The 25,898-nt window shown below is 72.2% G+C and carries 27 protein-coding genes; 19 read left to right on the forward strand and 8 right to left on the reverse strand.

Annotated elements, in window-relative coordinates:
- Nucleotides 1–199 precede the first annotated feature (199 nt).
- Complete coding sequence (locus ACSMXR_RS30840; protein WP_473170377.1) at nt 200–1,129, forward strand: DMT family transporter; 930 nt, start codon at nt 200–202, stop codon at nt 1,127–1,129.
- Between the two features lie 19 nt (nt 1,130–1,148).
- On the opposite strand, the gene ACSMXR_RS30845 is transcribed toward ACSMXR_RS30840, so the two are convergent.
- Nucleotides 1,149–1,352 carry a hypothetical protein gene (locus ACSMXR_RS30845; protein ID WP_137234011.1) on the reverse strand — a complete coding sequence of 68 codons (204 nt, stop codon included), beginning with the start codon at nt 1,350–1,352 and terminating at the stop codon, nt 1,149–1,151.
- Nucleotides 1,353–1,497: 145 nt separating this feature from the next.
- Here ACSMXR_RS30845 and ACSMXR_RS30850 point away from each other — a divergent pair, with 145 nt between their 5' ends.
- From ACSMXR_RS30850 to ACSMXR_RS30865, 4 genes are all read left to right on the forward strand, one after another.
- Entirely contained in the window at nt 1,498–2,718 is a 1,221-nt protein-coding gene (locus ACSMXR_RS30850) for a sensor histidine kinase (RefSeq protein ID WP_473170378.1), read from the forward strand.
- 127 nt (nt 2,719–2,845) lie between these two features.
- Nucleotides 2,846–3,595 (forward strand): response regulator transcription factor, encoded by a 750-nt coding sequence (locus ACSMXR_RS30855; RefSeq protein ID WP_359137760.1) that lies wholly within the window; start codon nt 2,846–2,848, stop codon nt 3,593–3,595.
- Nucleotides 3,596–3,645: 50 nt separating this feature from the next.
- Complete coding sequence (locus tag ACSMXR_RS30860; protein ID WP_137234008.1) at nt 3,646–4,818, forward strand: cytochrome P450 family protein; 1,173 nt, start codon at nt 3,646–3,648, stop codon at nt 4,816–4,818.
- Nucleotides 4,819–4,864: 46 nt separating this feature from the next.
- Nucleotides 4,865–6,061 carry a cytochrome P450 family protein gene (locus ACSMXR_RS30865; RefSeq protein WP_218524217.1) on the forward strand — a complete coding sequence of 399 codons (1,197 nt, stop codon included), beginning with the start codon at nt 4,865–4,867 and terminating at the stop codon, nt 6,059–6,061.
- 18 nt (nt 6,062–6,079) lie between these two features.
- On the opposite strand, the gene ACSMXR_RS30870 is transcribed toward ACSMXR_RS30865, so the two are convergent.
- The gene (locus tag ACSMXR_RS30870; RefSeq protein ID WP_473170379.1) at nt 6,080–7,099 is read right to left on the reverse strand and encodes a Gfo/Idh/MocA family protein; all 1,020 of its coding nucleotides are present in this window, start codon (nt 7,097–7,099) and stop codon (nt 6,080–6,082) included.
- Between the two features lie 98 nt (nt 7,100–7,197).
- Between ACSMXR_RS30870 and ACSMXR_RS30875 the strand changes: the two genes are divergently transcribed.
- From ACSMXR_RS30875 to ACSMXR_RS30925, 11 genes are all read left to right on the forward strand, one after another.
- Nucleotides 7,198–7,956, forward strand: a complete 759-nt coding sequence (locus ACSMXR_RS30875; protein WP_137234005.1) for a GntR family transcriptional regulator — start codon at nt 7,198–7,200, stop codon at nt 7,954–7,956.
- Between the two features lie 500 nt (nt 7,957–8,456).
- Nucleotides 8,457–9,467 carry a sugar ABC transporter substrate-binding protein gene (locus tag ACSMXR_RS30880; RefSeq protein ID WP_449657947.1) on the forward strand — a complete coding sequence of 337 codons (1,011 nt, stop codon included), beginning with the start codon at nt 8,457–8,459 and terminating at the stop codon, nt 9,465–9,467.
- Entirely contained in the window at nt 9,464–10,519 is a 1,056-nt protein-coding gene (locus tag ACSMXR_RS30885; RefSeq protein WP_137234003.1) for an ABC transporter permease, read from the forward strand. Before ACSMXR_RS30880 ends, ACSMXR_RS30885 begins: the two co-directional genes overlap by 4 nt.
- Entirely contained in the window at nt 10,516–11,385 is an 870-nt protein-coding gene (locus tag ACSMXR_RS30890; protein ID WP_249626262.1) for an ATP-binding cassette domain-containing protein, read from the forward strand. Before ACSMXR_RS30885 ends, ACSMXR_RS30890 begins: the two co-directional genes overlap by 4 nt.
- Before the next feature lie 133 nt (nt 11,386–11,518).
- Complete coding sequence (locus tag ACSMXR_RS30895; RefSeq protein WP_137234001.1) at nt 11,519–12,685, forward strand: ROK family glucokinase; 1,167 nt, start codon at nt 11,519–11,521, stop codon at nt 12,683–12,685.
- A 77-nt stretch (nt 12,686–12,762) separates the two neighbouring features.
- Nucleotides 12,763–13,359 (forward strand): hypothetical protein, encoded by a 597-nt coding sequence (locus ACSMXR_RS30900; protein ID WP_164610354.1) that lies wholly within the window; start codon nt 12,763–12,765, stop codon nt 13,357–13,359.
- A 124-nt stretch (nt 13,360–13,483) separates the two neighbouring features.
- A complete protein-coding gene (locus ACSMXR_RS30905; RefSeq protein ID WP_240806012.1) occupies nt 13,484–13,948 on the forward strand; it encodes an anthrone oxygenase family protein in 465 nt (154 codons plus the stop codon).
- A 126-nt stretch (nt 13,949–14,074) separates the two neighbouring features.
- Nucleotides 14,075–14,902, forward strand: a complete 828-nt coding sequence (locus ACSMXR_RS30910) for an NmrA family NAD(P)-binding protein (protein WP_137233999.1) — start codon at nt 14,075–14,077, stop codon at nt 14,900–14,902.
- Nucleotides 14,903–15,042: 140 nt separating this feature from the next.
- Nucleotides 15,043–15,678 carry a hemerythrin domain-containing protein gene (locus ACSMXR_RS30915; protein WP_137233998.1) on the forward strand — a complete coding sequence of 212 codons (636 nt, stop codon included), beginning with the start codon at nt 15,043–15,045 and terminating at the stop codon, nt 15,676–15,678.
- Between the two features lie 57 nt (nt 15,679–15,735).
- The gene (locus ACSMXR_RS30920; protein ID WP_364882772.1) at nt 15,736–16,248 is read left to right on the forward strand and encodes an anthrone oxygenase family protein; all 513 of its coding nucleotides are present in this window, start codon (nt 15,736–15,738) and stop codon (nt 16,246–16,248) included.
- A gap of 164 nt (nt 16,249–16,412) precedes the next feature.
- On the forward strand, nt 16,413–17,405 hold the full coding sequence (locus ACSMXR_RS30925; protein ID WP_364882775.1) for an AraC family transcriptional regulator: 993 nt from the start codon (nt 16,413–16,415) through the stop codon (nt 17,403–17,405).
- Here the strand turns inward: ACSMXR_RS30925 and ACSMXR_RS30930 are convergent.
- The 6 genes from ACSMXR_RS30930 to ACSMXR_RS30955 all read right to left on the reverse strand — a co-directional run bounded on the left by ACSMXR_RS30930 (nt 17,395) and on the right by ACSMXR_RS30955 (nt 23,660).
- On the reverse strand, nt 17,395–18,147 hold the full coding sequence (locus tag ACSMXR_RS30930; RefSeq protein ID WP_473170380.1) for a 4'-phosphopantetheinyl transferase family protein: 753 nt from the start codon (nt 18,145–18,147) through the stop codon (nt 17,395–17,397). The genes ACSMXR_RS30925 and ACSMXR_RS30930 overlap by 11 nt on opposite strands.
- A 106-nt stretch (nt 18,148–18,253) precedes the next feature.
- Nucleotides 18,254–19,135 carry an alpha/beta fold hydrolase gene (locus ACSMXR_RS30935; protein WP_473170381.1) on the reverse strand — a complete coding sequence of 294 codons (882 nt, stop codon included), beginning with the start codon at nt 19,133–19,135 and terminating at the stop codon, nt 18,254–18,256.
- A complete protein-coding gene (locus tag ACSMXR_RS30940) occupies nt 19,132–19,641 on the reverse strand; it encodes an SRPBCC family protein (protein ID WP_473170382.1) in 510 nt (169 codons plus the stop codon). Before ACSMXR_RS30940 ends, ACSMXR_RS30935 begins: the two co-directional genes overlap by 4 nt.
- A 68-nt stretch (nt 19,642–19,709) precedes the next feature.
- Entirely contained in the window at nt 19,710–21,218 is a 1,509-nt protein-coding gene (locus tag ACSMXR_RS30945) for an FAD-binding protein (protein ID WP_473170383.1), read from the reverse strand.
- A gap of 40 nt (nt 21,219–21,258) precedes the next feature.
- Nucleotides 21,259–22,770 (reverse strand): flavin-containing monooxygenase, encoded by a 1,512-nt coding sequence (locus ACSMXR_RS30950; RefSeq protein WP_137233992.1) that lies wholly within the window; start codon nt 22,768–22,770, stop codon nt 21,259–21,261.
- Nucleotides 22,771–22,775: 5 nt separating this feature from the next.
- On the reverse strand, nt 22,776–23,660 hold the full coding sequence (locus ACSMXR_RS30955) for a class I SAM-dependent methyltransferase (RefSeq protein ID WP_030084110.1): 885 nt from the start codon (nt 23,658–23,660) through the stop codon (nt 22,776–22,778).
- Nucleotides 23,661–23,865: 205 nt separating this feature from the next.
- Here ACSMXR_RS30955 and ACSMXR_RS30960 point away from each other — a divergent pair, with 205 nt between their 5' ends.
- From ACSMXR_RS30960 to ACSMXR_RS30970, 3 genes are read left to right on the forward strand one after another with little or no spacing between them, the layout of a single operon-like run.
- Entirely contained in the window at nt 23,866–24,126 is a 261-nt protein-coding gene (locus ACSMXR_RS30960) for an acyl carrier protein (RefSeq protein WP_030084112.1), read from the forward strand.
- Nucleotides 24,127–24,135: 9 nt separating this feature from the next.
- Entirely contained in the window at nt 24,136–25,119 is a 984-nt protein-coding gene (locus ACSMXR_RS30965; protein ID WP_137233991.1) for a 3-oxoacyl-ACP synthase III family protein, read from the forward strand.
- Nucleotides 25,116–25,871, forward strand: coding sequence for an SDR family NAD(P)-dependent oxidoreductase (locus ACSMXR_RS30970; RefSeq protein ID WP_137233990.1), 756 nt, complete (start codon nt 25,116–25,118; stop codon nt 25,869–25,871). The genes ACSMXR_RS30965 and ACSMXR_RS30970 overlap by 4 nt, the downstream gene beginning before the upstream one ends.
- Nucleotides 25,872–25,898: the final 27 nt, after the last annotated feature.

Genomic DNA, 25,898 nt, shown 5'->3' on the forward strand with positions numbered 1-25,898 from the left:
CGCGGGTCGCCGGACCCTCCGTCGCCCGCCGGAACGGCCGGACCGCCTCTGACCACGGCCGATGCCCGCCGACGGCCGGGAGCGATCCGACCGTTGAGACAGGTGTTCCCTTCCCGGGAGCCCGGCGGGTAGCGTGATCGTTCCGCGTGCGAGCCGGTGAGGTCTCCACATCACCTCCGTGGAGCCCCAGGAGAACCAGGTGTCCGCTGTCACCGTGCCCGCCGTCGCACCCCCGCGCCGCGCCTGGGCCACCGATCTGCCCGTGCTGGCGGTCGCCGTCGTCTGGGGCGCCAGCTACCTCGCGGCCAAGGGCATCACCACCACCCACACCGTCATCGCCGTGCTCGTCCTGCGGTTCGCGATCGTGCTGCCGGTGCTCGTGGCGCTCGGATGGCGCAAGCTGCGGGCGCTGACCGGTGCGCAGTGGCGGGGTGCCGGGCTGCTGGGCCTGGTGCTGAGCGGGATCTTCCTGCTGGAGACGTACGGGGTGGTGCACACCTCCGCCACCAACGCCGGGCTGATCATCAGCCTCACCATGATCTTCACGCCGCTGGCCGAGGCCGCCGTGACCCGGGTGCGCCCGTCGGCCGGGTTCGTCGCCGCGGCCGGGCTCTCCGTCACCGGGGTGGTCCTGCTGACCCAGGGCGGCGGGTTCACCAGCCCATCGGCCGGCGATCTGCTGATGCTGCTCGCCGCCCTCGCCCGGACCGTCCATGTGCTGGCGATGGCCCGGATCAAGGCGGTCCGGAACGCCGACTCGCTCTCCCTGACCACCGTTCAGCTCGGCAGCGCGGTCGCCGTCTTCGCCGTCCTCGCCGCCGTCCCGGGCACCGGCGCCTCGCCGTGGAGCGCGGCGGCGGACTTCGGCGCCCGGGAGTGGGCGGGGCTGGTCTTCCTCTCGGTGTTCTGCACGCTGTTCGCGTTCTTCGTCCAGATGTGGTCCGTACGCCGCACCTCGCCGTCCCGGGTCAGCCTGCTGCTCGGTACGGAACCGCTGTGGGCCGCCGCGGTCGGCATCAGCCTCGGTGGGGAACGGCTCGGGCTGCTCGGGGCGGCCGGTGCGGTCCTCGTCCTGGCGGGCACCGCGTGGGGCAGGCGGGACGCGGACCGGGAGCGCGCCGGGGTGTGATCAGGTCGTGATCGTGCCGTCAGCTCTTGATCGAGTCCGCGGCGATCATCACGGCCACTCCCGTCACGACCAGCACGATGTTGACGAACAGCATGCGGTCGCTGAGGAAGTCGATGTGCCGCACCACCGTCCACAGCCGGAACCAGCCCGTCCACTCGTACAGCAGCCCGCCCACACCCTGGGCGAAGACGAGGAACCCGACCGTCTCGACGATTTTCTTCATGGCCCGAGCCTCCCGCCCGGCCCGGGCCCGCCGCGTCGGCCACCGGTCCCGTCCGCCGCGCCGAAAGTAGCGGACCGTGCGACTTTGGTAGCCGCCTGGCCCCGTGACGCCCCTCCGCGGCGGGGTGCTGCGTAACTTTGTCGATATGACGCGCACCGAGTACCGCTGGCTGCTCCCGTCGGCGATGGCCGATCCCGGGCTGCCCGACGACCGGGCCCGGACGCGGCGGACCGTACGGGACTGGGTCGTCGACATCACGGCCTTCCTCTGCGCCGCGGGGGTCGGCCTGCTGGTCCTCGCCGCGATCGAGGCGGACGACACCACGGCGGACGTCGTCGTGGTCGTGGACTCGGTGATCGGGGCCGCGGCCTGCTGCGCGCTCTGGGTCCGGCGGCGCTGGCCCGTCGCGCTCGCCGCCGTGCTGACCGTCGTCTGCATCATCGAACCCGTGGCGGCGGGCGCGCTGATGGTGGCCCTCTTCAGTCTGGCCGTCCACCGGCCCTTCAAGCCCGTGGCGATCGTCGGCGCGGTCGCCCTGGCCGTCACACCCCTCCAGCCCTTCCTGCGCCCCGACCCGGCGACCTCCTACGTCGCCTCGACCATCATCGGGGCCCTGCTGGTGCTGCTGGTGCTCAGCTGGGGCATGGTCGTACGCTCCCGGCGCCAGCTCGTCGTCACCCTCCGGGAACGGGCCCGTCGCGCCGAGGCCGAGGCGGAGCTGCGCGCCGAGCAGGCCCAGCGGCTGGCCCGGGAGGCCATCGCCCGCGAGATGCACGACGTCCTGGCCCACCGGCTGACCCTCCTCAGCGTGCACGCCGGGGCCCTCGAATTCCGGCCCGACGCCCCCGCCGCCGAGGTGGGCCGGGCCGCCGGCGTCATCCGGGACAGCGCCCACGAGGCCCTTCAGGACCTCCGCGAGATCATCGGCGTCCTGCGCGGGCCCGGCGACACCGACGAGGGCGACCGGCCGCAGCCCACCCTCGCCACGCTGGACACCCTCGTCGCCGAGTCCCGGCTCGCGGGCATGCAGGTCACCGTCGACAACCGGGTCGCCGACCCCCAGCAGGCCCCCGCCGCCACCGGCCGCACGGTCTACCGGATCGTGCAGGAGTGCCTGACCAACGCCCGTAAGCACGCGCCCGGCGCCGAGGTCCGCCTCACCGTGACGGGCGGCCCCGGCGAGGGCCTCACCGTCGAGGTGGAGAACCCCGCCCCCGTCGAACCCTTCGAACGGGTCCCCGGCTCCGGCCAGGGGCTCATCGGCCTCACCGAACGCGCCACGCTGGCCGGCGGCGCGCTGGAGCACGGCCCGACGAAGGACGGCGGCTTCGCGGTCCGGGCCCGGCTGCCGTGGCCCGCCGCGTGAGGCCCGCGGCCGTGACGCCGGGCCGGACGCCCGCAGCCGTGATGCCGACCGGGGCGCCCGCTGCCGTGACGTCCGCCCGGACGCCCGCCCCGTGGGCCGCGCGCCCCGGCTGGTTACGGTGGCCGTCATGAACACCCCGGCGTCCCCGACACCCCCGGCGTCCCCTGCACCCCCGCCCGGCCCGCCCGTCCGGCTGCTGATCGTCGACGACGACCCGCTGGTCCGGGCCGGGCTGACCCTGATGCTCGGCGGCGACGAGGCCATCGACATCGTGGGGGAGGGCGCGGACGGCGTCGAGGTCGAGGAGCTCGTCGAGCGACTGCGCCCCGACGTGGTCCTGATGGACATCCGGATGCCGGTGATGGACGGACTCACCGCGACCGAGCGACTGCGCCGCCGGCCCGGGGCCCCCGAAGTCGTCGTCCTCACCACCTTCCACGCGGACGAACAGGTGCTCCGGGCCATCCGGGCCGGGGCGGCCGGATTCGTCCTGAAAGACACCCCGCCCGCCCGGATCGTCGATTCGGTGCGCCGGGTCGCCGCCGGGGATCCGGTGCTCTCGCCCGCCGTCACCCGTCAGTTGATGGCCCGTGCCGCGGGCGGCGGACCCGATGACCGCAGCGCCCGTACCGACCGCGCACGCAGGCGTTTCGACCAGCTCGCCGAGCGGGAGAAGGCCGTCGCCGTCGCTGTCGGACGCGGCGGATCCAACGCGGAGATCGCGGCCTCCCTCTACCTCAGCGTCGCGACCGTCAAGACCCATGTCTCACGGATTCTCGCCAAACTCGAACTCAACAACCGGGTACAGATCGCCCTGTTGGTCCACGATGCGGGACTCCTCGACACGGACGAGGAGAGCGGCGGCGGCCTAGGCTGACGGAGTGCGGCGGACCGGAACGGACCGGAACGGATGAGGGGCTGACCACGATGGCTGTGCTCGATCTGCGGAACCTTCCCGACTTCACCGTCGACCCCTATCCGTACTACGCGAAGCTGCGCGCCGAAGGACCGGTGCACACCGTGCGCACCGAGGAGATGGAGCGCATCTGGCTGATCGTCGGATACGAGGAGGCCCGTGCCGCCCTCGCCGACCAGCGGTTCGGCAAGGACTGGCGGACCAGCGGGCGGTGGACCGAGTCCGATGCCATGCTCAGCGCCAACATGCTGGAGCTGGACGCCCCGCACCACACCCGGCTGCGCCGGCTCGTCGTCCGCGAGTTCACCCCCCGGCGCATCGAGGCGCTGCGCCCGCGCATCACCGAGGTCACCGCACAGCTCCTCGACGCGATGGTGCCCCGGGGCTCCGCGGATCTGGTGGACGCGCTCGCCTTCCCGCTGCCGATGACCGTCATCTGCGAACTCCTCGGCGTCCCGGACATCGACCGGGACACCTTCCGGGCACTCTCGAACGGCATCGTCACGCCCACCCCGGAGCAGCGGGAGGCCGACCCGGTCGGGGCGATGAACGCCTATCTCGTCGACCTCATCGAGGACAAGCGCTGCTCGCCGGGCGAGGATCTGCTGAGCGCGCTGATCCGGGCCCGGGACGAGGGCGGCGACAGCCTCTCCTCCGCCGAACTCGTCGGCATGGCCTTCGTGCTGCTGGTCGCCGGTCACGAGACCACCGTCAATCTGATCGCCAACGGGGTCCGGGCTCTGCTCGACCACCCCGAGCAACTCGCCCTGCTGCGCGCCGACCCGGGGCTGCTCGACAACGCAGTGGAGGAGATGCTGCGCTACGACGGACCGGTGGAGACCGCCACCTTCCGCTTCACCCGGGAGCCGGTGACCGTCGGCGACACGGTGATCCCGCGCGACCAGGCGGTGCTCGTCGCGCTGGCCTCCGCCGACCGCGACCCCGGCCGCTTCCCCGACCCGGACACCTTCGACATCCGCCGCGAGCCCCAGGGGCACCTGGGCTTCGGGCACGGCATCCACTACTGCCTGGGCGCGCCGCTCGCCCGGATGGAGGCCCGCATCGCGATCGGCGCCCTGCTGGAGCGCTGCCCGGACCTCGCCCGCGACCCGTCCGGCGGTGAGCTGGACTGGCTGCCCGGCCTGCTGATGCGCGGGGTGCGAGGGCTCCCGGTGCGCTGGTGAGGTGCGCCGCGGCCTCATCCGTCACCTCCTCCCGAAGGGAAACGCGTTGACCACTCCACCCCTGGTCGATCTCGCCGCGCTCGGCGAGCAGTTCACCCGTGACCCCTACCCGGCCTACGCCGCCCTGCGGGAGAAGGGACCGGTCCACCGGGTGCGGATCCCCGAGGGCGCGGACGCCTGGCTCGTCGTCGGATACGAGGCGGGCCGCGCCCTCCTCGCCGACCAGCGGCTCTCCAAGCACTGGAGCCGGGCCTCGCCCGCGCTCGGGGTCAGCAAGGTGTCCGCGGGCTCCTCGATGCTCGGCTCCGACGCCCCCGACCACACCCGGCTGCGCAAGCTGGTCGCCCGCGAGTTCACCCCGCGCCGGATGGAGCGACTGGCCCCACGGGTGCAGGAGATGACCGACGGGCTGCTGGACGCGATGCTCGCCGCCCCGGACCGTACGGCGGACCTGGTCGAGGCGCTGTCCTTCCCGCTGCCGATGTCGGTGATCTGCGAACTGCTCGGCGTGCCGTTCCTGGACCGCGAGGACTTCCGCACCTGGTCCGGCCAGGCGGTCTCCTCCCTCGACGCGTCCCTGCGCGCCTCCTCCACACAGGCGATGACCGCGTACATCGCCGGGCTGCTGGACGACAAACGCGAGAAGCCGGGCGACGATCTGCTGAGCGCGCTGATCCACACCGCCGACGAGGACGGCGACCGGCTGTCCGGCGAGGAACTGATCGGCATGGCCTGGCTGTTGCTGGTCGCCGGTCACGAGACCACCGTCAACCTCATCACCAACGGCGTGCACAACCTCCTCGCCCACCCCGGCGAACTGGCCGCCCTGCGCGCGGACTTCTCCTTGACCGACAACGCGGTCGAGGAGATCCTGCGCTTCGAGGGGCCCGTGGAGACCCCCACGTACCGCTTCACGACCGATCCGATCGAGGTCGGCGGGACGGTGATCCCCGGCGGCGGCGAACTGGTCCTCGTCGCGATGTCGGACGCCAACCGCGACCCCGCCCGCTACCCCGACGGGTCCCGCTTCGACATCACCCGCGACGCCCGGGGCCATATCGCCTTCGGGCACGGCATCCACTACTGCCTGGGCGCGCCGCTGGCCCGCATCGAGGCCAGGATCGCCATCCGGTCGCTGCTGGAGCGCTGCCCGGACCTGCGGCTGACCGCCGACCCGGCGACCCTCGCCTGGCGCACCGGAATGCTGATGCGGGGGCCGCTGAGCCTTCCGGTCGCCTGGTAGCGCCGGGCTCGCCCGGCCTCAGCCGCCGGGGATCTCGGTCATCGCCACCGGCCGGCGTTCGCGGCGGGACACCTCGCACGCCTCGGCGATCCGCAGCGCGTGCAGGGCCTCCCGCCCGTCGCACGGATTGGCCAGCTCACCGCGGGCCACGCGCACAAACGCGTCCAGCTCCGCCTCGTACGCCGGGGCGAACCGCTCCAGGAACCCCGGCCAGGGCTTCGCCGGGGCTCCGGGGCCTTCGGGCTCGGCCGAGGTCAGCGGCGTACGGTCGTCCAGGCCGACGGCGATCTGGTCCAGCTCGCCGGCCAGCTCCATCCGTACGTCGTACCCGGCGCCGTTGCACCGGGTCGCGGTGGCGGTGGCGAGCGTCCCGTCGTCGAGGGTGAGCAGGGCTGCGGCCGTGTCCACGTCCCCGGCCGCCCGGAACATCGCGGGTCCGGCGTCCGAGCCGGTGGCGTACACCTCGGCCACCTCGCTCCCCGTGACCCAGCGCAGGATGTCGAAGTCATGGACCAGACAGTCGCGGTACAGCCCGCCGGAGAGCGGCAGGTAGGCGGCGGGCGGCGGGGCGGGGTCGGAGGTGACCGCCCGCACGGTGTGCAGCCGGCCGAGCCTGCCCTCCCGTACGGCGGCCCTGGCCGCGCCGTACCCGGCGTCGAAGCGCCGCATGAAGCCGAGCTGGAGGACGCTGCCCGCCGCCTCGACCTCCGCGAGCGCGGCCAGGGTGCCGGGCAGGTCCAGGGCGATCGGCTTCTCGCAGAAGACGGGCAGTCCGGCGCGGGCGGCCCGGGCGATGAGTCCGGCGTGCGCCGAGGTGGCCGAGCAGATCACCACGGCGTCGGGCAGGCCCCGGGCCCCGCCCGCCCCGGTGAACAGGTCGTCCACGGCGACGGCCGTCCCGCCGGTCCGCAGGGCCGAGGCGGCGGCCCGCTCCGGATCCGCGTCTGCCAGCAGCAGGGTGTCCACGGCGGGGTGACGGCTCAGCACCTCCGCGTGGAAGGTGCCGATCCGTCCCGTTCCGATCAGTCCGATGCGCATGGGCCCCAAGGTGGCTTCGCCCGGTCGTCATGTCAAGCGTTTGTCCTGACAAACGACATGCCATGGCTATGTCCGGACAAGCGAACTACGCTCGCCCCGTGACCGCACATGGAACCGACCGGCCGCTGCCGCTGAGCGTGGACCGCACCAGCCCGGTGCCGCTCTACTTCCAGCTGGCACAGCAGCTGGAGGCCGCCGTGGAACAGGGCCGACTGGCCCCCGGCGCGCTGCTCGGGAACGAGATCGACCTCGCCGCGCGCCTCGGCCTGTCCCGGCCGACCGTCCGCCAGGCCATCCAGTCACTCGTCGACAAGGGCCTGATGGTGCGCCGCCGGGGCGTCGGCACCCAGGTCGTGCACAGCAAGGTCCGCCGCCCGCTGGAGCTCAGCTCGCTCTACGACGACCTGGAGGCGGCCGGCCAGCGCCCCGCCACCGGCGTCCTGCGCAACACGGTGGAACCGGCCACCGCGGAGGTCGCGGCGGCGCTCGGGGTCGCCGAGGGCGGCGAGGTCCACCTCGTGGAGCGGCTGCGCAGCGCGCACGGCGAACCGGTGGCCCTGCTGCGCAACCACCTGCCGCTGGGGCTGCTGCCGCTGCCCACCGAGGAGCTGGAGGCCACCGGCCTCTACCGGCTGATGCGGGCCGCGGGCATCACGCTGCACAGCGCCCGCCAGTCGGTGGGCGCCTGCGCCGCGGACGAGGGGCAGGCGCGGGTGCTGGGGGAGCCGGTGGGGGCGCCGCTGCTCACGATGGAGCGTACGACGTACGACGACGGGGGCCGGGTGGTCGAGTTCGGCTCCCACGTCTACCGGGCGGACCGCTACGCCTTCGAGTTCCAACTCCTGGTACGCCCATAGGCAGCCGCCCCGCCCACTCCAGCCCGTCCGGCGTGCTCCCCAGTCCGTTCCTGGCCGCCTAATCCAGCCCGTCCGGCGTTTGAGGACGGAACCGTTGCGGTGGTGTCGGCCGCACTCGTGAGGTTCCTGTGCCCAGGGCACCTGTGGTCCGCGGGCCCACCCACCCGAGGGTTCCGTCCTCAAGCGCCGGACGGGCTGGGAAGGCGCGGGCCCACCCACCCGAGGGTTCCGTCCTCAAGCGCCGGACGGGCTTGGTGGGTGCGGGCCCCCTCAAGCGTCGGGCGGGCTTGGTCGAGGGCGGTCCCAAGGTGGGGTGGGGCGGAAACGTGTCGCACACGGGTTGCGCCCGCCGGGTCCCGTGCCCCAGGCTCCTGTGTCCTCGGCCCACCCGCGCAAGGCCCCCGGGCAGGGCTCGGGGATACTTGGGCGGTCGGGGCGGGGCCGTACACTCCGCGGCCCGGTCAAGCGCACAGCGAGCAGCAGTAGAAGGGCACGGCGTCGTGGCAAGGGTTCGGACAGGGGTACGCGCGATGGGCGCCGTGCTGGCAGTGGTGCTGGGCGCCTCCCTCGCGGGATGCAGCAGCACCGGCGGCAAGCGGGCGGAAGAACGCGCGGCCGCGGCCGCCGAGGGACGGGCCGCGGTGAACACACCGCGCTGGACCTTCGCCATGGTCACCCACTCGGGCGACGGCGACACGTTCTGGGACATCGTCCAGAAGGGCGCCGAGCAGGCGGCCCTGAAGGACAACATCAACTTCCTCTACTCGCACAACGACGAGGCCAACCAGCAGGCCCAGCTCGTCCAGACCGCGATCGACAAGAAGGTCGACGGGCTGATCGTCTCGCTGGCCAAGCCGGACGCCATGAAGGCCGTGGTCGCCAAGGCCGTCAAGGCGGGCATCCCGGTCGTCACCGTGAACTCCGGCTCCGCCGAGTCCAAGGAGTTCGGGGCGCTCACCCACATCGGCCAGGACGAGACCATCGCCGGTGAGGCCGTCGGCGACGAGCTGAACGAGCGGGGCCGCAAGAAGGCGCTCTGCGTCCTGCACGAGCAGGGCAACGTGGGCCACGAGCAGCGCTGCGCCGGAGCGAAGAAGACCTTCGACGGCACGATGCAGAACCTGTACGTCGACGGCACCAACATGCCCGACGTCACCGCGTCCATCGAGGCCAAGCTCCAGTCCGACAAGAGCATCGACGCGGTCGTCACCCTCGGCGCCCCCTTCGCCGACGCCGCCGTCCAGGCCAAGCAGACGGCGGGCAGCAAGGCCGAGGTCGACACCTTCGACCTCAACGCCAAGGTCGCCAGCGGCCTGCAGACCGACAAGCTCGGCTTCGCCGTCGACCAGCAGCCCTACCTCCAGGGCTACGAGGCCGTCGACCTGCTCTGGCTCTACCGCTACAACCGCAACGTCCTCGGCGGCGGCCAGCCCGTCCTCACAGGCCCGCAGATCATCACCAAGGACGACGCCGACGCCCTGGCCGACTACACCAAGCGGGGCACCCGATGAGCGGCTCCACCGCCGCGCCGGAGACGCCGGCGAAGGTGGACGAGCGCCTCGTGCGCACCTCACCGCTGCGCAAGCTGCTCGGCCGCCCCGAACTCGGCTCGGTCGTCGGCGCGGCAGCCGTCTTCCTGTTCTTCGCGATCGTCGCCGACAGCTTCCTCCAGGCCTCCAGCTTCGGCACCGTGCTGTACGCGGCCTCGGTCCTCGGCATCATGGCCGCCCCGGTCGCGCTGCTGATGATCGGCGGCGAGTTCGACCTCTCCGCCGGGGTCCTGGTGACCAGCTCCGCGCTGATCTCCTCGATGTTCAGCTACCAGATGACGGCCAACGTCTGGGTCGGCGTCCTCGTCTCGCTGCTGGTCACCCTCGCCATCGGCGCGTTCAACGGCTTCATGCTGACCCGCACCAAGCTGCCGAGCTTCATCATCACGCTCGGCACCTTCCTGATGCTGACCGGTCTGAACCTCGGCTTCACCAAGCTGATCAGCGGCACGGTCTCCACCAAGGCGATCGGCGACATGGAGGGCTTCGAGTCCGCCCGGGCCCTGTTCGCCTCGACGCTCACCCTCGGCGGCGTCGAGTACAAGGTGACGATCCTGTGGTGGGCGGCGCTCGTCGGTATCGCCACCTGGATCCTGCTCCGTACCCGCTTCGGCAACTGGATCTTCGCGGTCGGCGGCGAGGCCGACGCCGCGCGAGCGGTCGGCGTGCCCGTGATCCGTACCAAGATCGGGCTCTACCTCGGCGTCGCCTTCGCCGCCTGGATCTCCGGCCAGCACCTGCTGTTCAGCTACGACGTCGTCCAGTCCGGCGAGGGCGTCGGCAACGAGCTGACGTACATCATCGCGGCCGTCATCGGCGGCTGCCTGATCACCGGCGGCTACGGCTCCGCGATCGGCTCGGCGGTCGGCGCCTTCATCTTCGGCATGACCAGCAAGGGCATCGTGTACGCCGAGTGGAACCCGGACTGGTTCAAATTCTTCCTGGGAGCGATGCTGCTCCTGGCCACCCTGCTCAACGCGTGGGTGCGCAAGCGCGCGGAGGCGACGTCATGACGGCCACCCCTGAAGAGACCGCGGGAACGACCGGGGAAGCGACCGCCGGACCGCTGGTCGAGCTGGACGACGTCAGCAAGTTCTACGGGAATATCAAGGCCCTGGAACATGTCTCGCTGGAGGTCCACGCGGGCGAGATCACCTGCGTCCTCGGCGACAACGGCGCCGGCAAGTCCACCCTCATCAAGATCATCGCGGGGCTGCACCGGCACGACGCCGGACGCTTCCTGATCGACGGAGAGGAGACCACCCTCGCCAATCCGCGCGACGCCCTGGACCGGGGCATCGCCACGGTCTACCAGGACCTCGCCGTCGTCCCGCTGATGCCGGTCTGGCGGAACTTCTTCCTCGGCTCCGAGCCCACGCTCGGCGCCGGCCCCTTCAAGCGCCTCGACGTCCGGAAGATGCGCGAGACGACCCGTACCGAACTGCTCCGCATGGGCATCGACCTGCGCGACGTCGACCAGCCCATCGGCACCCTGTCCGGCGGCGAGCGGCAGTGCGTGGCCATCGCCCGCGCCGTCTATTTCGGCGCCAAGGTCCTGGTCCTGGACGAGCCCACCGCCGCGCTCGGCGTCAAGCAGTCCGGCGTGGTCCTGAAGTACGTGGCGGCCGCCCGCGACGCCGGTCTCGGCGTGGTCCTCATCACGCACAACCCGCACCACGCCCACCTCGTCGGCGACCGGTTCGTCCTGCTCAAGCGGGGTGCGATGTCCGGCAGCCACACCAAGGACGACGTCACGCTGGACGAACTGACCCGGCAGATGGCGGGCGGCAGTGAGCTGGAGGAGCTCAGCCACGAGCTGGAACGCACCCCGACGCCCACCCTCCCGGGCAGCTCCGCCGCCACCGAAGAAGGCTCCTGACCGCCGACCCGCCCCGGCGCGGCCGACCCCGGCCGACGGCCGCCGGGGCCCGGCAGTGGCAGAATCGAGCGCGGCGGGCGCCGTCCGCCGCCGGCCGTGACAACGGCCCGGACCCCCAGACCCCGCAGGGACGATGAGCACGTACCGCGACTTCGCACACCGCGGCTCCGCCCGCGCCACCGTCCTCAAGACCGTCGGCACCAAGGAACGCCGCTCGCACCTCACCGCGCCCCGGGTCCCCACGGTCGGGATCGACATCGGCGGTACGAAGGTGATGGCGGGTGTCGTCGACGCCGACGGCAACATCCTGGAACAGCTGCGGACCGAGACGCCCGACAAGTCCAAGAGCCCCAAGGTCGTCGAGGACACCATCGTCGAGCTGGTCCTGGACCTCTCCGACCGGCACGACGTCCACGCGGTGGGCATCGGCGCGGCGGGCTGGGTGGACGCCGACCGCTCCAAGGTCCTGTTCGCCCCGCACCTCGCCTGGCGCGACGAGCCCCTGCGCGACGCCATCGCCTCCCGCCTCGTCGTCCCCGTCATGGTCGACAACGACGCCAACACCGCCGCCTGGGCGGAATGGCGTTTCGGCGCGGGCCGCGGCGAGGACCATCTCGTCATGATCACCCTCGGTACGGGCATCGGCGGCGCGATCCTGGAGGACGGCCAGGTCAAGCGCGGCAAGTACGGGGTGGCCGGTGAGTTCGGCCACATGCAGGTCGTGCCCTCGGGCCACCGCTGCCCGTGCGGAAACCGGGGCTGCTGGGAGCAGTACAGCTCCGGCAACGCCCTGGTCCGCGAGGCCAGGGAGCTGGCCGCCGCCGACTCCCCGGTCGCGCACTATCTGCTGGACCGGGTCAAGGGAAACATCCCCGACATCACCGGGCCGCTCATCACCGAACTGGCCCGCGAGGGCGATGCGATGTGCATCGAGCTCCTCCAGGACATCGGCCAGTGGCTCGGCGTCGGCATCGCCAATCTGGCCGCCGCGCTCGACCCCTCCTGCTTCGTCATCGGAGGCGGTGTCAGCGCCGCCGACGACCTCCTGATCAACCCCGCCCGGGACGCCTTCAAGCGCCACCTCACCGGCCGCGGCTACCGCCCCGAGGCCAAGATCGCCAAGGCACAGCTCGGCCCCGAGGCGGGTATGGTCGGCGCGGCGGACCTGGCCCGGCTGGTCGCCCGCCGATTCCGCCGGGCCAACCGGCGGCGCGTCGAGCGGTACGAGCGGTACGCCCAGATCTACGACCAGGCGGCGAGCACCATCCGCAACACGCGGTCCACCCGTACCGCCGACTGAACCGCGACCGCCCTTTCCGGCGTCCACCCTTCCGTACGTCTCGTCACGTCGCCCCAGCACCAAGGGACCACCTGATCATGATCGCAGCCGAGCACCCCGTGGTGCCGCACCAGTCGGAGTCTCCGGGCGACGGCGAGGGCAAACCGCCCGAGGGCCGCCGGCGGGTGTTCAAGCGGCGCTTCATCACCGCCACGATCATCGTGCTGCTGATCGGCATCCCGGCCGGCTACCTGCTGATCTCGGCCGGCCAGAGCCGCCGCTCGGGCAAGGACAAGGAGACCGAGGCGGCCGCCCAGGGCCTCCGCGAGGGCTGGCCCTCCAAGATGCAGCGCCGGATCTTCGAGATCCCGATCCCCGGCAACGGCCAGGGCGTCCAGTACTACGAGACGAACAACTGGAAAGCCAGCCGGATGTACGCGAAGTTCCGGACGACCTCCGCCGGCCTCGACCGCTTCCTGACCGGGGTGGGCACGGGGCGCGCGGCGCTGGAGCCGGGCGAGATCGACATCAGCCAGCGCGACATCAAGATCACCGGCTGGTCCTTCGGCCCGGGCGAGTACTGGGCCAGCACCACGCACAGCAACAAGAAGCCGCGCCCCACGCTGAACATCACGGTCAATATGACCGACCCGGCCAGCCCTGTCGTCTATGTCGTGTCGGCGGCGACCCCCTGACCCTCCGCCCGACGGAGGGTGGCCGGGGTGAGGGCCGCCGGCAGGCCGAGAATCGGCCGCGCGTTTTCTGCTCGTCTCAAAGATGTCCTGCGAAGGAGCGTCCTGGGCGACGATGATGATCGCCATGCCGGAAGTTCTGGAGATCCTCGCCCTCGCCTGTACCGGCCTGTACGCCGGATACATGGTCGCCTTCATGTCGGGCGTCATGCCCGCGCTCAAAGAAGTGGACGACGCGTCGTTCACCCTGGTCATGCGGACGGTGAACCGCAAGGTTCCCGGCCCGCTCTTCCTGCTCCTGTTCCTCGGATCGCTCGCCTTCCCCGTGGCCTCGTTCTTCGTCGCGCCGGACGGCCGGGCGGGCGGCGACACCACCCTGATGGGCATCGCCGCCGGGTGCGCCCTGGTCGGGCATCTGATCACCTCGGGCGGCAACGTCCCGCTGAACAACGCGCTGGAGTCGTCGAAGGGGCGGGGCGACGAGCGGAGCGCCCGTACGGCCTTCGAGGGCCGGTGGACCGCCCTGCACGCGCTGCGCACCCTGTTCGCGGCCGCGGCCTTCGGCCTGGTCGTCGTGGCCGTCACCGGCTGAGCGGCCACCGGTGGCCGCAGTGCCGATGTAGTACCTACGTGAAGCTTCGCCAGGATGAGACGATGAAGCATGAAACTGAGTCTGTGAGCTATTCACCGTCTGCGCACCGGAGACTTTAATGGAGTCATGAGCACTCACGGACAGAACACAGCGCCCATCCTCGTCATCGGCGGCACCGGCAAGACCGGGCGGCGCGTCGTCGAGCGTCTGGAGGCGCTCGGCCGCCCGACCCGGGTCGGCTCGCGCTCCAGCGAGACGCCCTTCGTATGGGAGGACGAGAACACCTGGCAGGCCGCTCTCGACGGAGTCTCCGCGGCCTACGTCACGTACTACCCGGACCTGGCGTTCCCCGGCGCCAAGGAAGCCATCGGACGGTTCGCCGCCGTCGCGGTGGAGCGGGGCGTCAAGCGCCTCGTGCTGCTCTCCGGCCGGGGCGAGGAAGGAGCGGTCGCGAGCGAGGACGCGCTCAAGGCGTCCGGCTGCGACTGGACCGTCGTCCGCTGCAACTGGTTCAACCAGAACTTCAGCGAGAGCTTCTTCCTCGACCCCGTCCTCGCCGGTGAGCTGGCGCTGCCGACCGGTGACGCCGTCGAGCCCTTCGTGGACGCCGACGACATCGCCGACGTCGCGGTCGCCGCGCTCACCGACGACCGCCACATCGGCAAGACGTACGAGCTGTCCGGCCCGCGGCTGCTGAGCTTCCACGACGTGGTCCGCGAGCTGTCGGCCGCCACCGGCCGGACCATCACCTACATCCCGGTCACCGTCGACGACTACCGTGCGGCGCTGCGGGAGCTGGGCGAGCCGGAGGAGTTCGCCGACCTCTTCACCCTGATCGTCGACGGCCGCAACGCCAGTGTGGTGCACGGCGTCCGCGAGGCGCTCGGGCGGGAGCCCAAGGACTTCGCGGACTACGCCAAGGAGGCGGCCGCGGGCGGCGCCTGGAACACCTGACCGCTCCCGTACGAGCAGCGGTGGTCCGCGGAACCGGGAAACCGGACCGCGGACCACCCTGCGACCGTGTGTTGCCCCATACCGACAAGTCGGGAGCCCGGCAGCGCAGCGCCGGAGCGCCCGAAGAAAAGAGGGACGCGATGGACGGGCCGGCGTGGGAGGGCAGAGGTGTGGGCGCGCTGCCCCGCCACCTCCGCGGATTCGCGCAGACGCATCTCGCGCTGCGACGTGACTCCCGCCGACTGGTCGCCGCGGTACCGCTGCTGACATCGAGCGGCCTGCCGGCGGTCGCGGAGTGGTGGCGGCAGTTCCGGGACATCGTCGACTGGCACCACCGTACCGAGGACGAGATCCTCTGGCCGGGTCTGATCGAGCACGCCCCCGAGATCGCCGCCGGATCGCACCTCATGGTCCAGGACCACGTGGCCCTCGACGACTCCATGCTCCGGGTGACCCGGGCCCTGGAGGCGGGCCGGGCCGAGGCGCTGGACGGCCCCGTCGGCATGTTCGACTCCGTCCTCCACCAGCACCTGCACGAGGAGGAGGAGCTGACGTTCCCGGTCTTCGCCAGGGTGCCGCCGGACGTCTTCACCGCTCTGGAACGCCGGGTCCTGGCCGCTGCTCCCTTCGGCGTCAAGCGGATCCTGCCGCCCTGGCTGCTGGACGGACTCCCCGACCCGGACGGGGTGATGCCGGCGCCGGTGCGGCTGATCGGCCGCACGCTGCTCACCAAGCGCTACCGCCGCTCCGTCACCGGGCTGCTGGAACCCACCTGACCCGGATCCCCCGCCGGTGCCGGCGGCCCGCACCACCCGAACGACCGGAGAGACATCATGAGCCCCACCTCCACCCGACCCGACCCCGCGCTCCTCGCGGCCACCGTCGGCACCGGTCTGATGGCCGGTCTGTATCTCGCCTTCGACGTCGGTGTGATGCCCGCGCTGGCGCGCCGAGACGACGAGGCGTTTGTGAGCGCGATGCGCCGGGTCAACGACGCCCTCGACGACAGCGCCTCCTTCGGGGCGCTCTTTCTCGGAGTGTTCGTGGCCACCGGTGTCGCGGCCCGCCGGCTCCGGCGCGCGGAGCGGGGCGCGGCCGCCCGGCGCGCCGGAGCCGCCGCGGTGCTCTACGGCCTGAGCATCGCGGTGACGATCGGCGCCAACCTGCCGCTGAACCGCCGGCTCCGCGGCGCCCCGGTGGCCGCGTCGGCGGCCGCGACGGCTGCCAGGACCGCCTACGAGCGGCCGTGGCGGACGGCGAACGCCGTCCGTACGGCCGCCTGCCTGGGGGCTCTCGTCCTGCTCGGCGACGCGGCCCGGCGGCGGGCGGTTTCCCGCGCGTGGTGACGGGAAGTGTCGAGCGGGGAGCCGGGAACCGCCGCAGGTTCCGGGCCGTTGGCAGAAGGCCCGGGGCATGACCGAGCTTCACGGACCGCTCCGTGCGGTGGTCGGCGGCCGGGTCCGCACCCACGCGCGGGACCACGATGGCGAAACGGTATGAGGTGACTGTGGTGGATGCGTTCAGCGGCCTGCTGGGAAGCCCCAAGGCACGGGGGGCCTTCCTGCTGAAATCCGTGTTCAACCCCCCGTGGGGACTGCGGGTCGAGGACCGCGCCCCGCTGTCGCTCGTCACCCTGCTGCACGGGTCGGCGTGGGTGCTCCGCGAAGGCGGCGAGCCGGTCAAGCTGGCCGCCGGCGACGTCGCGGTCCTGCGCGGCCCCGAGCCGTACACCCTCGCCGACGACCCGGCCACCCCGCCCGGCGTCACGGTCGCCGCCGAACAGCGGTGCAGCACCACCGACGGTGAGGACGTCACGGAGACGATGTCGCTGGGCGTACGGACCTGGGGCGAGCCGCACCGCTCCGGCTCCACCGTGATGCTGAGCGGCACCTACCAGGCGCCCAACGAGGTCGGCCGCCGGCTGCTCGCCAGCCTGCCGGCCCTGCTGGTGCAGCCCGCATCGGCCGCCCGGACGCCGCTGATCGGCATGCTGGCCGCCGAGATGGACCAGGAGGACATCGGCCAGGAGGTGGTCCTGGACCGGCTGCTCGACCTGCTGCTGATCAATGTGCTGCGCTCCTGGCTGGCCGAGCCCGGCACCGGTGCGCCGCTCTGGTTCCGGGCCCAGAGCGACCCCGTCGTCGGCCGGGCGCTGGTGCTGCTGCACGACCGGCCGAGCGAACCGTGGACGGTCGCCTCGCTCGCCTCCGCCGTGGAGGTGTCCCGGGCGAAGCTGGCGCGTCACTTCACCGAGCTGGTCGGCGAGCCGCCGATGTCCTACCTGACCGGATGGCGGCTCACGCTCGCCTCCGACCTGCTGCGCGACCCGGATCTCTCGGTCGCCAAGATCGCCGAACAGGTCGGCTATTCGGGGCCGTTCGCGCTGAGTGCCGCGTTCAAACGCGAGCGCGGCGTCAGCCCGCAGGAGTACCGCCGGGGCAAACGCTCGGAGCAGGTCCCGGCCACCGGTTCCGACGGCCGGACGGTGATGCTCAGACGCTGAGCCGCGCCGCCGGCCGGGAGACATCCGGCCGACGGGCGGCGAAGCCCGGCACGGCCACGGCCGTGAGCAGTAGTCCGCCCCCGACGTGCCAGCGGCCCGGATAGGGGTACGCGCCACCCACCGGCCGCGGCACCCCCCTCCCGGTCGCGGCGGGCCGCCGCCGCGCCGGGGGCGGTTGCGTACGCTCCGGACGCACCCGGGCCGTGAACAGGCCGTCGGAGGTGAACGCCACCTCGACGGCGAGCGTCCCGATCCAGCGGCCCGTGGCCGGGTGCCAGGCCTTGTAGACCGACTCCTTCGCGCTGAACAGCAGCCGGTCCCAGGGGACTTCGGGGCTGCTCCGGGACAGCTCGGCGACCATGCGCCGCTCCGGGTCCGTCGCCACCAGACCCAGCAGCCCCGTCGGCAGCGGCAGGGCCGGTTCGGCGTCCACCCCGAGCGCCGCCCACACCTCGGCGCGCGCGGCCACCGCGCCCCGGTACCCGGCGCAGTGCGTGATGCTCCCGACGACACCGGCCGGCCACGCCGGGCCGCCCTCCGTCGTACGCAGCAACGGGCCCGGTACGACGCCGAGCCGGTCCAGACAGCGGTGGGCGCAGGCCCGCGCGGCGGCGAACCGCCGGACGGTCGCCTCGGGCCGTCCGCGCAGCAACGCCAGCTCCCGGGGATCGGGCAGGCCGGGCAACGCGTCGTCGAAGGCCTCCGCCCGTGCGACTCCTTCCGGAACGACCCGCTCGATCACGGCCTGCCGCCCGCCCGGAGCACCCCGGGGCCGTGCCCGCGAGCCCGCGCACCGGGCGCGGCCTTCCGGACCCGGCCCCGGGGTGCGGAGCGCGGTGGGCCACCGGTCACCGGGAGCCCGTCCGTTTCACGGCCCCGTCGCTCCGGGACCGGCCGGCCGACGCCCCGTGGACCCGCAGCACCGCCGCGACCACCGCGTCCGGGCTCTCCAGCGGCAGGACGTGTCCGGCACCGGGCAGCAGGGTGAACGTGGCGTCCGGCAGCGCGGCGGCCAGCTCCCGCCCCAGCTCCGGCCGGATGACCTTGTCCTTCTCCCCGGCCAGGACCGCGGCCGGAACCCGCACGGAGGCCTGTGCCGCCCGCAGGTCCATGCCCCGGGAGGACCGGAAGCAGGCGCCGCGCACCGTCGGCGCGGTCCCCGCGAACACCTGGCGGTTCACCTCGCGGAGCCGGGGATCCAGCGCCGTACCCGTCATCTGGCCGAGCAGGAGCCGCCCGAGCGCGGGCCGCCGCAGCGCCCAGGAGAAGAGGGGGGCCTCCATCATGGCGGCCTCCTTCTCCGGCGTGTCCTGGTCGTGCGCGGCCGAGGCGACCAGCACCAGGCCCGCCGGGCCGTCGTCCGGCCCGGACCCGGCCGCCAGCGACAGCGCCGCGAACCCGCCCCCGGAGTGGCCGACGACGATCGGCGCGTCACCGGCGTACGAGAGGACCGTCGCCAGGTCGGCCGTCATCGCGTCCGCGCTCACCCCGGACGACCCGACGGTCGACGCGCCGTGGCCGCGCAGATCGTAGGCGACGACCGGGAAGCCGCCGCGCAGCAGGCGGTCGGTCACCAGGCTCCAGATCCGGCGGCTGCCGCCCCAGCCGTGCGCCAGCACGACCACGGGACGCTCGTCGCCTCCGCGCTCCAGCGGGCGCAGCACGGAGACCGCGATCCGCCCGCCGTCCCCGGAGGTGAGGAAGACCTCACCGGCGTCGGGCGCGGTCACCGTGTCCCTCCGGCGGCCGGAGCGGCGGACGCGGCCGAGGGGGCGGCGGTGAGCAGCAGGTTCAGCCGGCCGAACGCCGCGCGGGTGGCCCGGGTGTGCATCGCCCCGACGTCCACCAGGTTCGCCAGGAGGGCGAGTTGGCCCTGCGGGCTGGCCCGGAACGCCATCGCGAGCCGGGTTCCGCCGTCCGCCAGCGGGGTGAGCGTGAACTCCGCGGTACCGCGGAACGCCCCCTCCACGTACTCCAGCGCCAGCCGCTCCGCCCGCTGTACGGCGGTGGTGCGCGCGGTGAACCGCAGCTTCTTGCCGCCCTTGTCGACGCCCTTGGTGTGGACGGTGATCCGGGTCAGCGCGCCGACCCGGTCGGGGGAGCCGTCCACCGGCTCGAAGGTGTTGTCCGGCACCCACCACCGCGCGTCGCCCGCGAGCTCGCCCAGCAGGGCCTCCCAGACCGCGTCCGGACCGGCGGCGAGCAATGCCTCGTCGACCAGCTCGTACTTCTTCAACTGCTCCTCCTCCTGGGGGATGAACGGGAAGGGCCGCTCCCGCAGGAGCGGCCCGGGGCCGTGCTCGGTCAGCCGAAGAAGCCCTGGCCGGGGGTGAGGACGTTGCCGGGGTCGAAGCGGCGCTTCGCGTCGCACAGCGCCCCGTAGCTGCTGCCGAAGTGGCGCCGCCAGTCCGCGGCGGTCAGGTCCGGCACCGCCCCGACGAGGTAGCGCTTGGCGCCCAGCTCCACGGCCCGGTCGTACAGCCAGCGGTTCTGCTTGACCATCCGCGCGATCTCTGCGTCGCTGGTCCCCGGGTTCGGGAAGCGCAGCAGGTCGAAGAGGTATCCGGTCCGGTCCTTCGGCTGCACCGCCATCGGCACGGTGACCTTGGACGTCGGGTACGGGTAGGTGAGCAGCACCCCGGCGCCCAGGCTGTCCGTGGTGAGCTGGCTCTCCACCAGGCGCAGGAAGCGGGCGGCCTGGGAGCTCGGCAGGAAGAGGCTCAGCCACGGCTTGGCCTCGAACCAGTGCCCCGCCTCCTTGAGGAAGGCCTCGTAGCCGTCCAGCCGGAAGAGGTAGTCGCGCAGCGCGAAGTCCTCGATGTGCGCCTCGGCGCGCAGGTCCTTGAGGCCCGACAGCAGCCGCGCCCGGTCGGGGACGCGCCCGCCGGAGTACGTGGCGACCGCCTCGATCTTGTAGCGCCAGCCGGAGTCGTCCGGCTTGCGGACCATCTCACCGCCCTGCATCTGGAAGCGGCGGTCGGCGAGCAGGATCTCCGAGTCCTTCATGAAGGCCGTGACGTCGCTGTAGAACAGGCTGAAGACGGTGGCCCGTTCGGCGGCCGGCACGGTCCGCAGCGTCACGCTGACGATGACGCCGACCTGACCGCCGCCGGCCAGCGCGGCGCGGAAGAGGTCGGATCGCCGGTTCTTGGAGGTGGTGACCACCTCGCCGGTCCCGGTCACCACGGTCATCGAGGTCACGGTGTCCGCGATGAGGCCCTCGGAGCCCATGGTCAGGCCGATGCCGCCGACGCTGAGCGTTCCGCCCACCGAGAGCGGCAGGTAGTCGGGCAGCGCGGGCAGGGTGCGGCCGCGGGGCAGCAGGTGGTCGGTGATCTCCGCCCAGGTCGCCCCGGCCTCCACGGTGATGGAGTCGCCGCCGGTCGACAGGATCCGCGCCATGCCGCGGGCGTTGACCGATATGCCCCCGGGCACGGCGGCCTGGCCGTAGCAGGAGTGGGACTCCAGGTCGCCGCCGGTGCCGCTGCGGCCGTTGACCGCGAGCTTCAGCCGGTTGGACCGTGCGTAGCCGATCATCTTGGCGATGTCCTGGACCGAGCCGGGCGTCAGGACCGCCCAGGGCACGGTGCCGTTGACCAGCCGGCCGAAGTCGTGGCTGTAGGAGCCGAACTGGCTGGTGTCCGTGGTGAGCGTGCCGTCCAGCGGCGGTACGGCCACGACGCGGTCGCCGGGGCGGCGCGCCGTGTCGGCCGCGTGCGCCCAGCTGCCGGTGGTGGCGTTCCAGCCGATCACCGTGGCGGCGGCGCCGACCGTGCCGAGCACTGCTCTTCGGGAAGGGGTGTGCAGGTTCACGGGGAGGGACTCCATGTCTCGTCGGTCACGCGTACGGCGGTCAGGACGCGGCGGGCACGGTGGCCCGCAGGTCCTCGCTGGTGCTCAGCAGGTGCTCGGCCGGGTCGAACCGGCTGGTGGCCCGCCGGAAGCGCCAGGTGTAGGTCGGCCAGATGGACGGGTTGCGCCCGTGCTCGTCGAGGTACCAGCTGCGGCAGTTGCCGGCGTTCCAGACGGTGCCGTCCAGCCGCTGGTCGAGCTTGTCGTTGTAGGCGCGCTGGGCCTCGGGCAGCGGCTCCACGGCGGCCAGACCGCGCTCGTCCATCGTCTTCAGGGCGTCGAGGAGATAGGCGATCTGCGCCTCGATCATGATCACCTGCGAGGAGTGGCCCAGGGTGGTGTTCGGCCCGAGCAGCATGAACAGGTTCGGGAACCCGGCCACGCCCGTACCGCGCAGCGCGCTCATGCCCTCGTTCCAGGTGTCCTTGAGGCCGGTGCCGTCCCGGCCGAAGACACGCTCGGCGATCGGGCGGCGCACCGCCTCGAACCCGGTGCCGAGCACGATGGTGTCCACCGGGCGCTCCCGGCCGTCGGCCGTGACCACCGCGTCCGCGGTGACCTTGGCGATGCCGTCGGTGACCAGCTCCACGTTGGGCTGCTGGATCGCGGGGTAGTACGTGTTCGAGAAGAGCAGCCGCTTGCAGGCCAGCACGTAGTCCGGGGTGAGCCGGGCCCGCAGCGACTCGTCCGGCACGCTCTTCTTGAGGTGGTCGGACGCCATCTTCTGCATCTTCCCGGCGACGGCCGGACGGGCCATCACGAAGGCCAGGATCTCCCGGCCCCACATGTTGAAGTTCCGGCGGAAGCGCTGGTAGCCGGGGACGGAGGTCAGCAGCTTCGTCTGGAGGGCGCTGTTGGCCTTGTCGTTCTTCGGGCCGATCCAGGGCGGGGTGCGCTGGTAGAGGTCGAGCTGTCCGACCTCCGGCTGGATGGCGGGGACGAACTGGATCGCGGACGCGCCGGTGCCGATGACGGCGACCCGGCGGCCGGTGAGGTCCAGGTCGTGCCGCCACCGCGAGGAGTGGAACACCTCGCCCTGGAACTCGGAGAGACCGGGGATGTCGGGGACGGCCGGCTCGCTGAGGTAGCCGGTGCCGGTGACCAGGACCCGGGCGGTGTAGTCGCCGCCCGTGGTGGAGATCAGCCACCGCTTGCGCAGATCGTCCCAGCGGGCCTCGGTCAGCTCGTGCCGGAAGCGGATGCGCGAGCGCACCCCGAACCGGTCGGCACAGTCGCGCAGGTAGTCGAGGAGCTCGCGCTGCTTGCCGAAGGTGCTCTTCCAGTTCGGGTTCGGCGCGAACGAGAACGAGTACAGGTGCGACATCACGTCACAGGCGCAGCCCGGGTAGGTGTTGTCGCGCCAGGTGCCACCGACCTCGTCGGCCCGCTCGAACACGAGGAAGTCGTCGATGCCCTGCTGCATGAGCCGGATCGCGGTGCCGAGCCCGGAGAAGCCGCTGCCGATCACCGCCACCCGCAGATCGCGGGCCGGGTCCAGGGGTGCCTGAGCCATCCCGGTCACCCCTTGCGGGCGAGCGTCAGCCGGAAGTTGTTGAAGAAGCGGTCCTCCAGCGTGTACGCGAAGATGTCCAGATAGCGTTCGAAGCGGGCCACCACCTCCTCGCTCTCCAGCGCCACGGCCTCCTCGCGCCGCTCGGCGAGCAGCACCAGCCAGGCACGGCAGGCCCGGGCGAACGCCTCACGCTCGTTGACCAGTTCCACCACCTCGAACAGGCCCTCGGCGGCGGCGGCCAGCTCGTGCAGGTGCGGGATGTGCATGCCGGCGAACTCGGAGCGCTGGAGGAACTTGAGGTCCGCCAGGATCTTCCGGCCGATCGGCTGGGCCTCGGCGGTCATCGTGTGCAGGACGAACCGGCCGTCCGGCACCAGCGCCTCGTGGACCTGCTGGAAGAAGAACCGGTAGCGCTTGGTGCGCTCCTTGGGCGACAGGCTGGACGGCACGAAGTGCTCCAGCGCGTTGACGCAGAACGCCGCGTCGTACGAGCCCGGGGCGCTGTGCTCCGACCAGCTCTCCACCCGGGTGGTGAGGGCCGGGTTGTCCAGGCCCGCGATGAAGTCGGCCTGGGTACGGCTCAGCGTCAGGCCGACCGCCTCGCGTACGCCGTGCTTCCGCGTCAGCCGGTCCATCAGGGTGCCCCAGCCGCAGCCGATGTCCAGCACCCGGTCCTTGCCCGCCGCGTCGGCCAGCTCGGCGAACGCGTCGAGCTTGCGCTCCTGGGCCAGGTCCAGGGCCTCGGTGAGGCCCTCGCCCTCCTGCCAGTAGCCGCCGCTGTACATCATGCTGGGCCCCAGCAGCAGACGGTAGAACTCGTTTCCCACCTCGTAGTGGTGGCGGACTGCGTCCACCTCCGGCTCCGCGGTGTGGGAGGCAATCGTCGCCATCCTCGCCCTCTCCTCGCAGCTTGCGCCGACCGGGCGCAGAGCGCGCCCTGCGGCTGTCCGGTCCTGAACCGTGCTGAGAGGGAGCCAAGCGGACCTGTGCAATCCGTCCGCAACAGCGGCGTGTGACCGCTCTGTTGCGGTCCGATTGCGAGGAGCGGCTTGCATGCCGACACGACCGTACGTCGCGTTGAGAGAGGAACAAATCATGGCACTGCCGACTGTCGAGGTTCTCTCGGAGCAGCTCGCCGCCGTCTCCGGAGCCACCGAGGTGACGCCCGACGCGCCGATCCGGCACATCCCGGGGGTGGACTCGCTGGACCTGATGGAGTGGCTGTACAACTTCCAGAACGAGCACCCCGACATCCCCGCCGACGAGTCTCTCTTCGCGGACCTGGACGACAGCACGACCATGCGGGACGTGTACGCGAAGCTGGTCGACCTGGCGCCGCAGCCGGCCGAGGCCTGAGGCGGGCACATGAGTGGATTCGCCATCGCGGGGTGGGGCAAGGCCCTGCCCGAGCGGGTCGTCACCAGCACCGAACTGGCCGGACGCTTCGGGGTCGACGAGGACTGGATCGTCAGCCGCTGCGGCATCCATGAGCGGCGGGCCGTCGACCCGGGGCAGACCACCGCGTCCCTGGCCGTCGACGCGGGACGCGCGGCCCTGGCCAGGGCGGGGCTGACCGGCGCCGACATCGCCCATCTCATCGTGGCCACGGCCACACCCGAGCAGCCGTCTCCCGCCACCTCCGCCTTCGTCCACCATGACCTGGGCATCGGCGGCGGGGCGATGGACGTCAACTCCGAGTGCGCGGGCTTCGTCTACGGGCTGGTCGCGGCCATGGGCCTCCTGCGCATGGACCGCCGGCCGATCCTGCTGATCGGCTCGGACACGCACACCCTGACCGCCAACCCCGCCGACCGGGATCTCTCCATCCTCGTCGGTGACGGAGCGGCCGCCGTGGTGCTCGTGCCGGGCCCGGAAGATCCCGTTCTGGCCTGGAACCTGGGCGCGGACGGATCGTGTGCGGACGCGCTCAAGGTGCCGGCGGGCGGAAGTCGGATGCCCACAACCGCCGAAACGGTCGCGCAGGGGCTCCACTTCGCCCAGATCAAGGGCAACGAGATCTACCTGAACGCCGTCCGGTACACGGTGCGGACGGTGCGCGAGACGCTGGAGAGCGCGAAAATCGCTCCGGCGGAGGTTGATCACGTCATCCCGCACCAGGCGAACATCCGCATCATCAACTCCGTGGTGCAGCACTCGGGTCTGCGCCCGGAGTCCCTGATCACCAACCTGGACCGGTACGGCAACACCGCGTCGGCCTCGATCCCGCTGGCCCTCACCGAGGCCCTGGAGGCGGACCGGATCAAGGCCGGGGAACTGGTCCTGCTCGCCGGGTTCGGGGCGGGCATGACCTGGGGATCGATCCTGATGCGCTGGGGAGGCGCCACGTGAGCGGAGCGAAGCAGGCGGGCAAGCGGCCCGAGGCGCCGGTGGCCCTGGTCACCGGCGCCTCGGGCGGCCTCGGACAGGCGCTGGCGGTCGAACTGGACGCGCTGGGCTGTCGGGTGGCCGTCCACTACCGCAGCTCGGCCGACCAGGCCCGGGCGGTGAGCGGGAAACTGACGAACGACTCGGTCGTCGTCGGCGCGGACGTCGGCTCGTGGGAGGAGACCCAGCGTCTCTACCGGGAGGTCGAGGCGGCGCTCGGTCCGATCGACGTGGTGGTCAACAACGGCGCCGTCCGCAAGGACGCCCTGATGGCCATGCAGTCCCCGGACGACTGGCACGAGGTCATCCGTACCAACCTGCTGGGGTCGTTCCACACCAGCCGGGTGGCGCTGCCCTTCATGCTGCGGCAGCGCTGGGGCCGGATCGTCAACGTGGTGTCGCCGTCGGGCTTCATCGCCACGGCGGGGCAGACCGCGTACTCGGCCTCCAAGGCGGGTGTCATGGGGATGACCCGGGCGCTGGCGGCGGAGTGCGGCCGGCGCGGGGTCACGGTGAACGCTCTGTCACCCGGGTTCATGATCACGGGTATGACGGATCAGCTGCCGGAGAGCATCGTGTCGGACATGGCGCGCAAGGCGCCGGTCCCGCGGTTCGTCACGGTCGAGGAGGTAGCCCGCAGCGTCTCCCTCTTCCTCGACCAGGACTGCATGACCGGACAGGTGGTCAGCATCGACAGCGGTGTCTCCATCATGTGATCCGGTACACGGCAGTGGGGAGGGACG

The organism is Streptomyces sp. DSM 106670 (genome assembly GCF_055792845.1).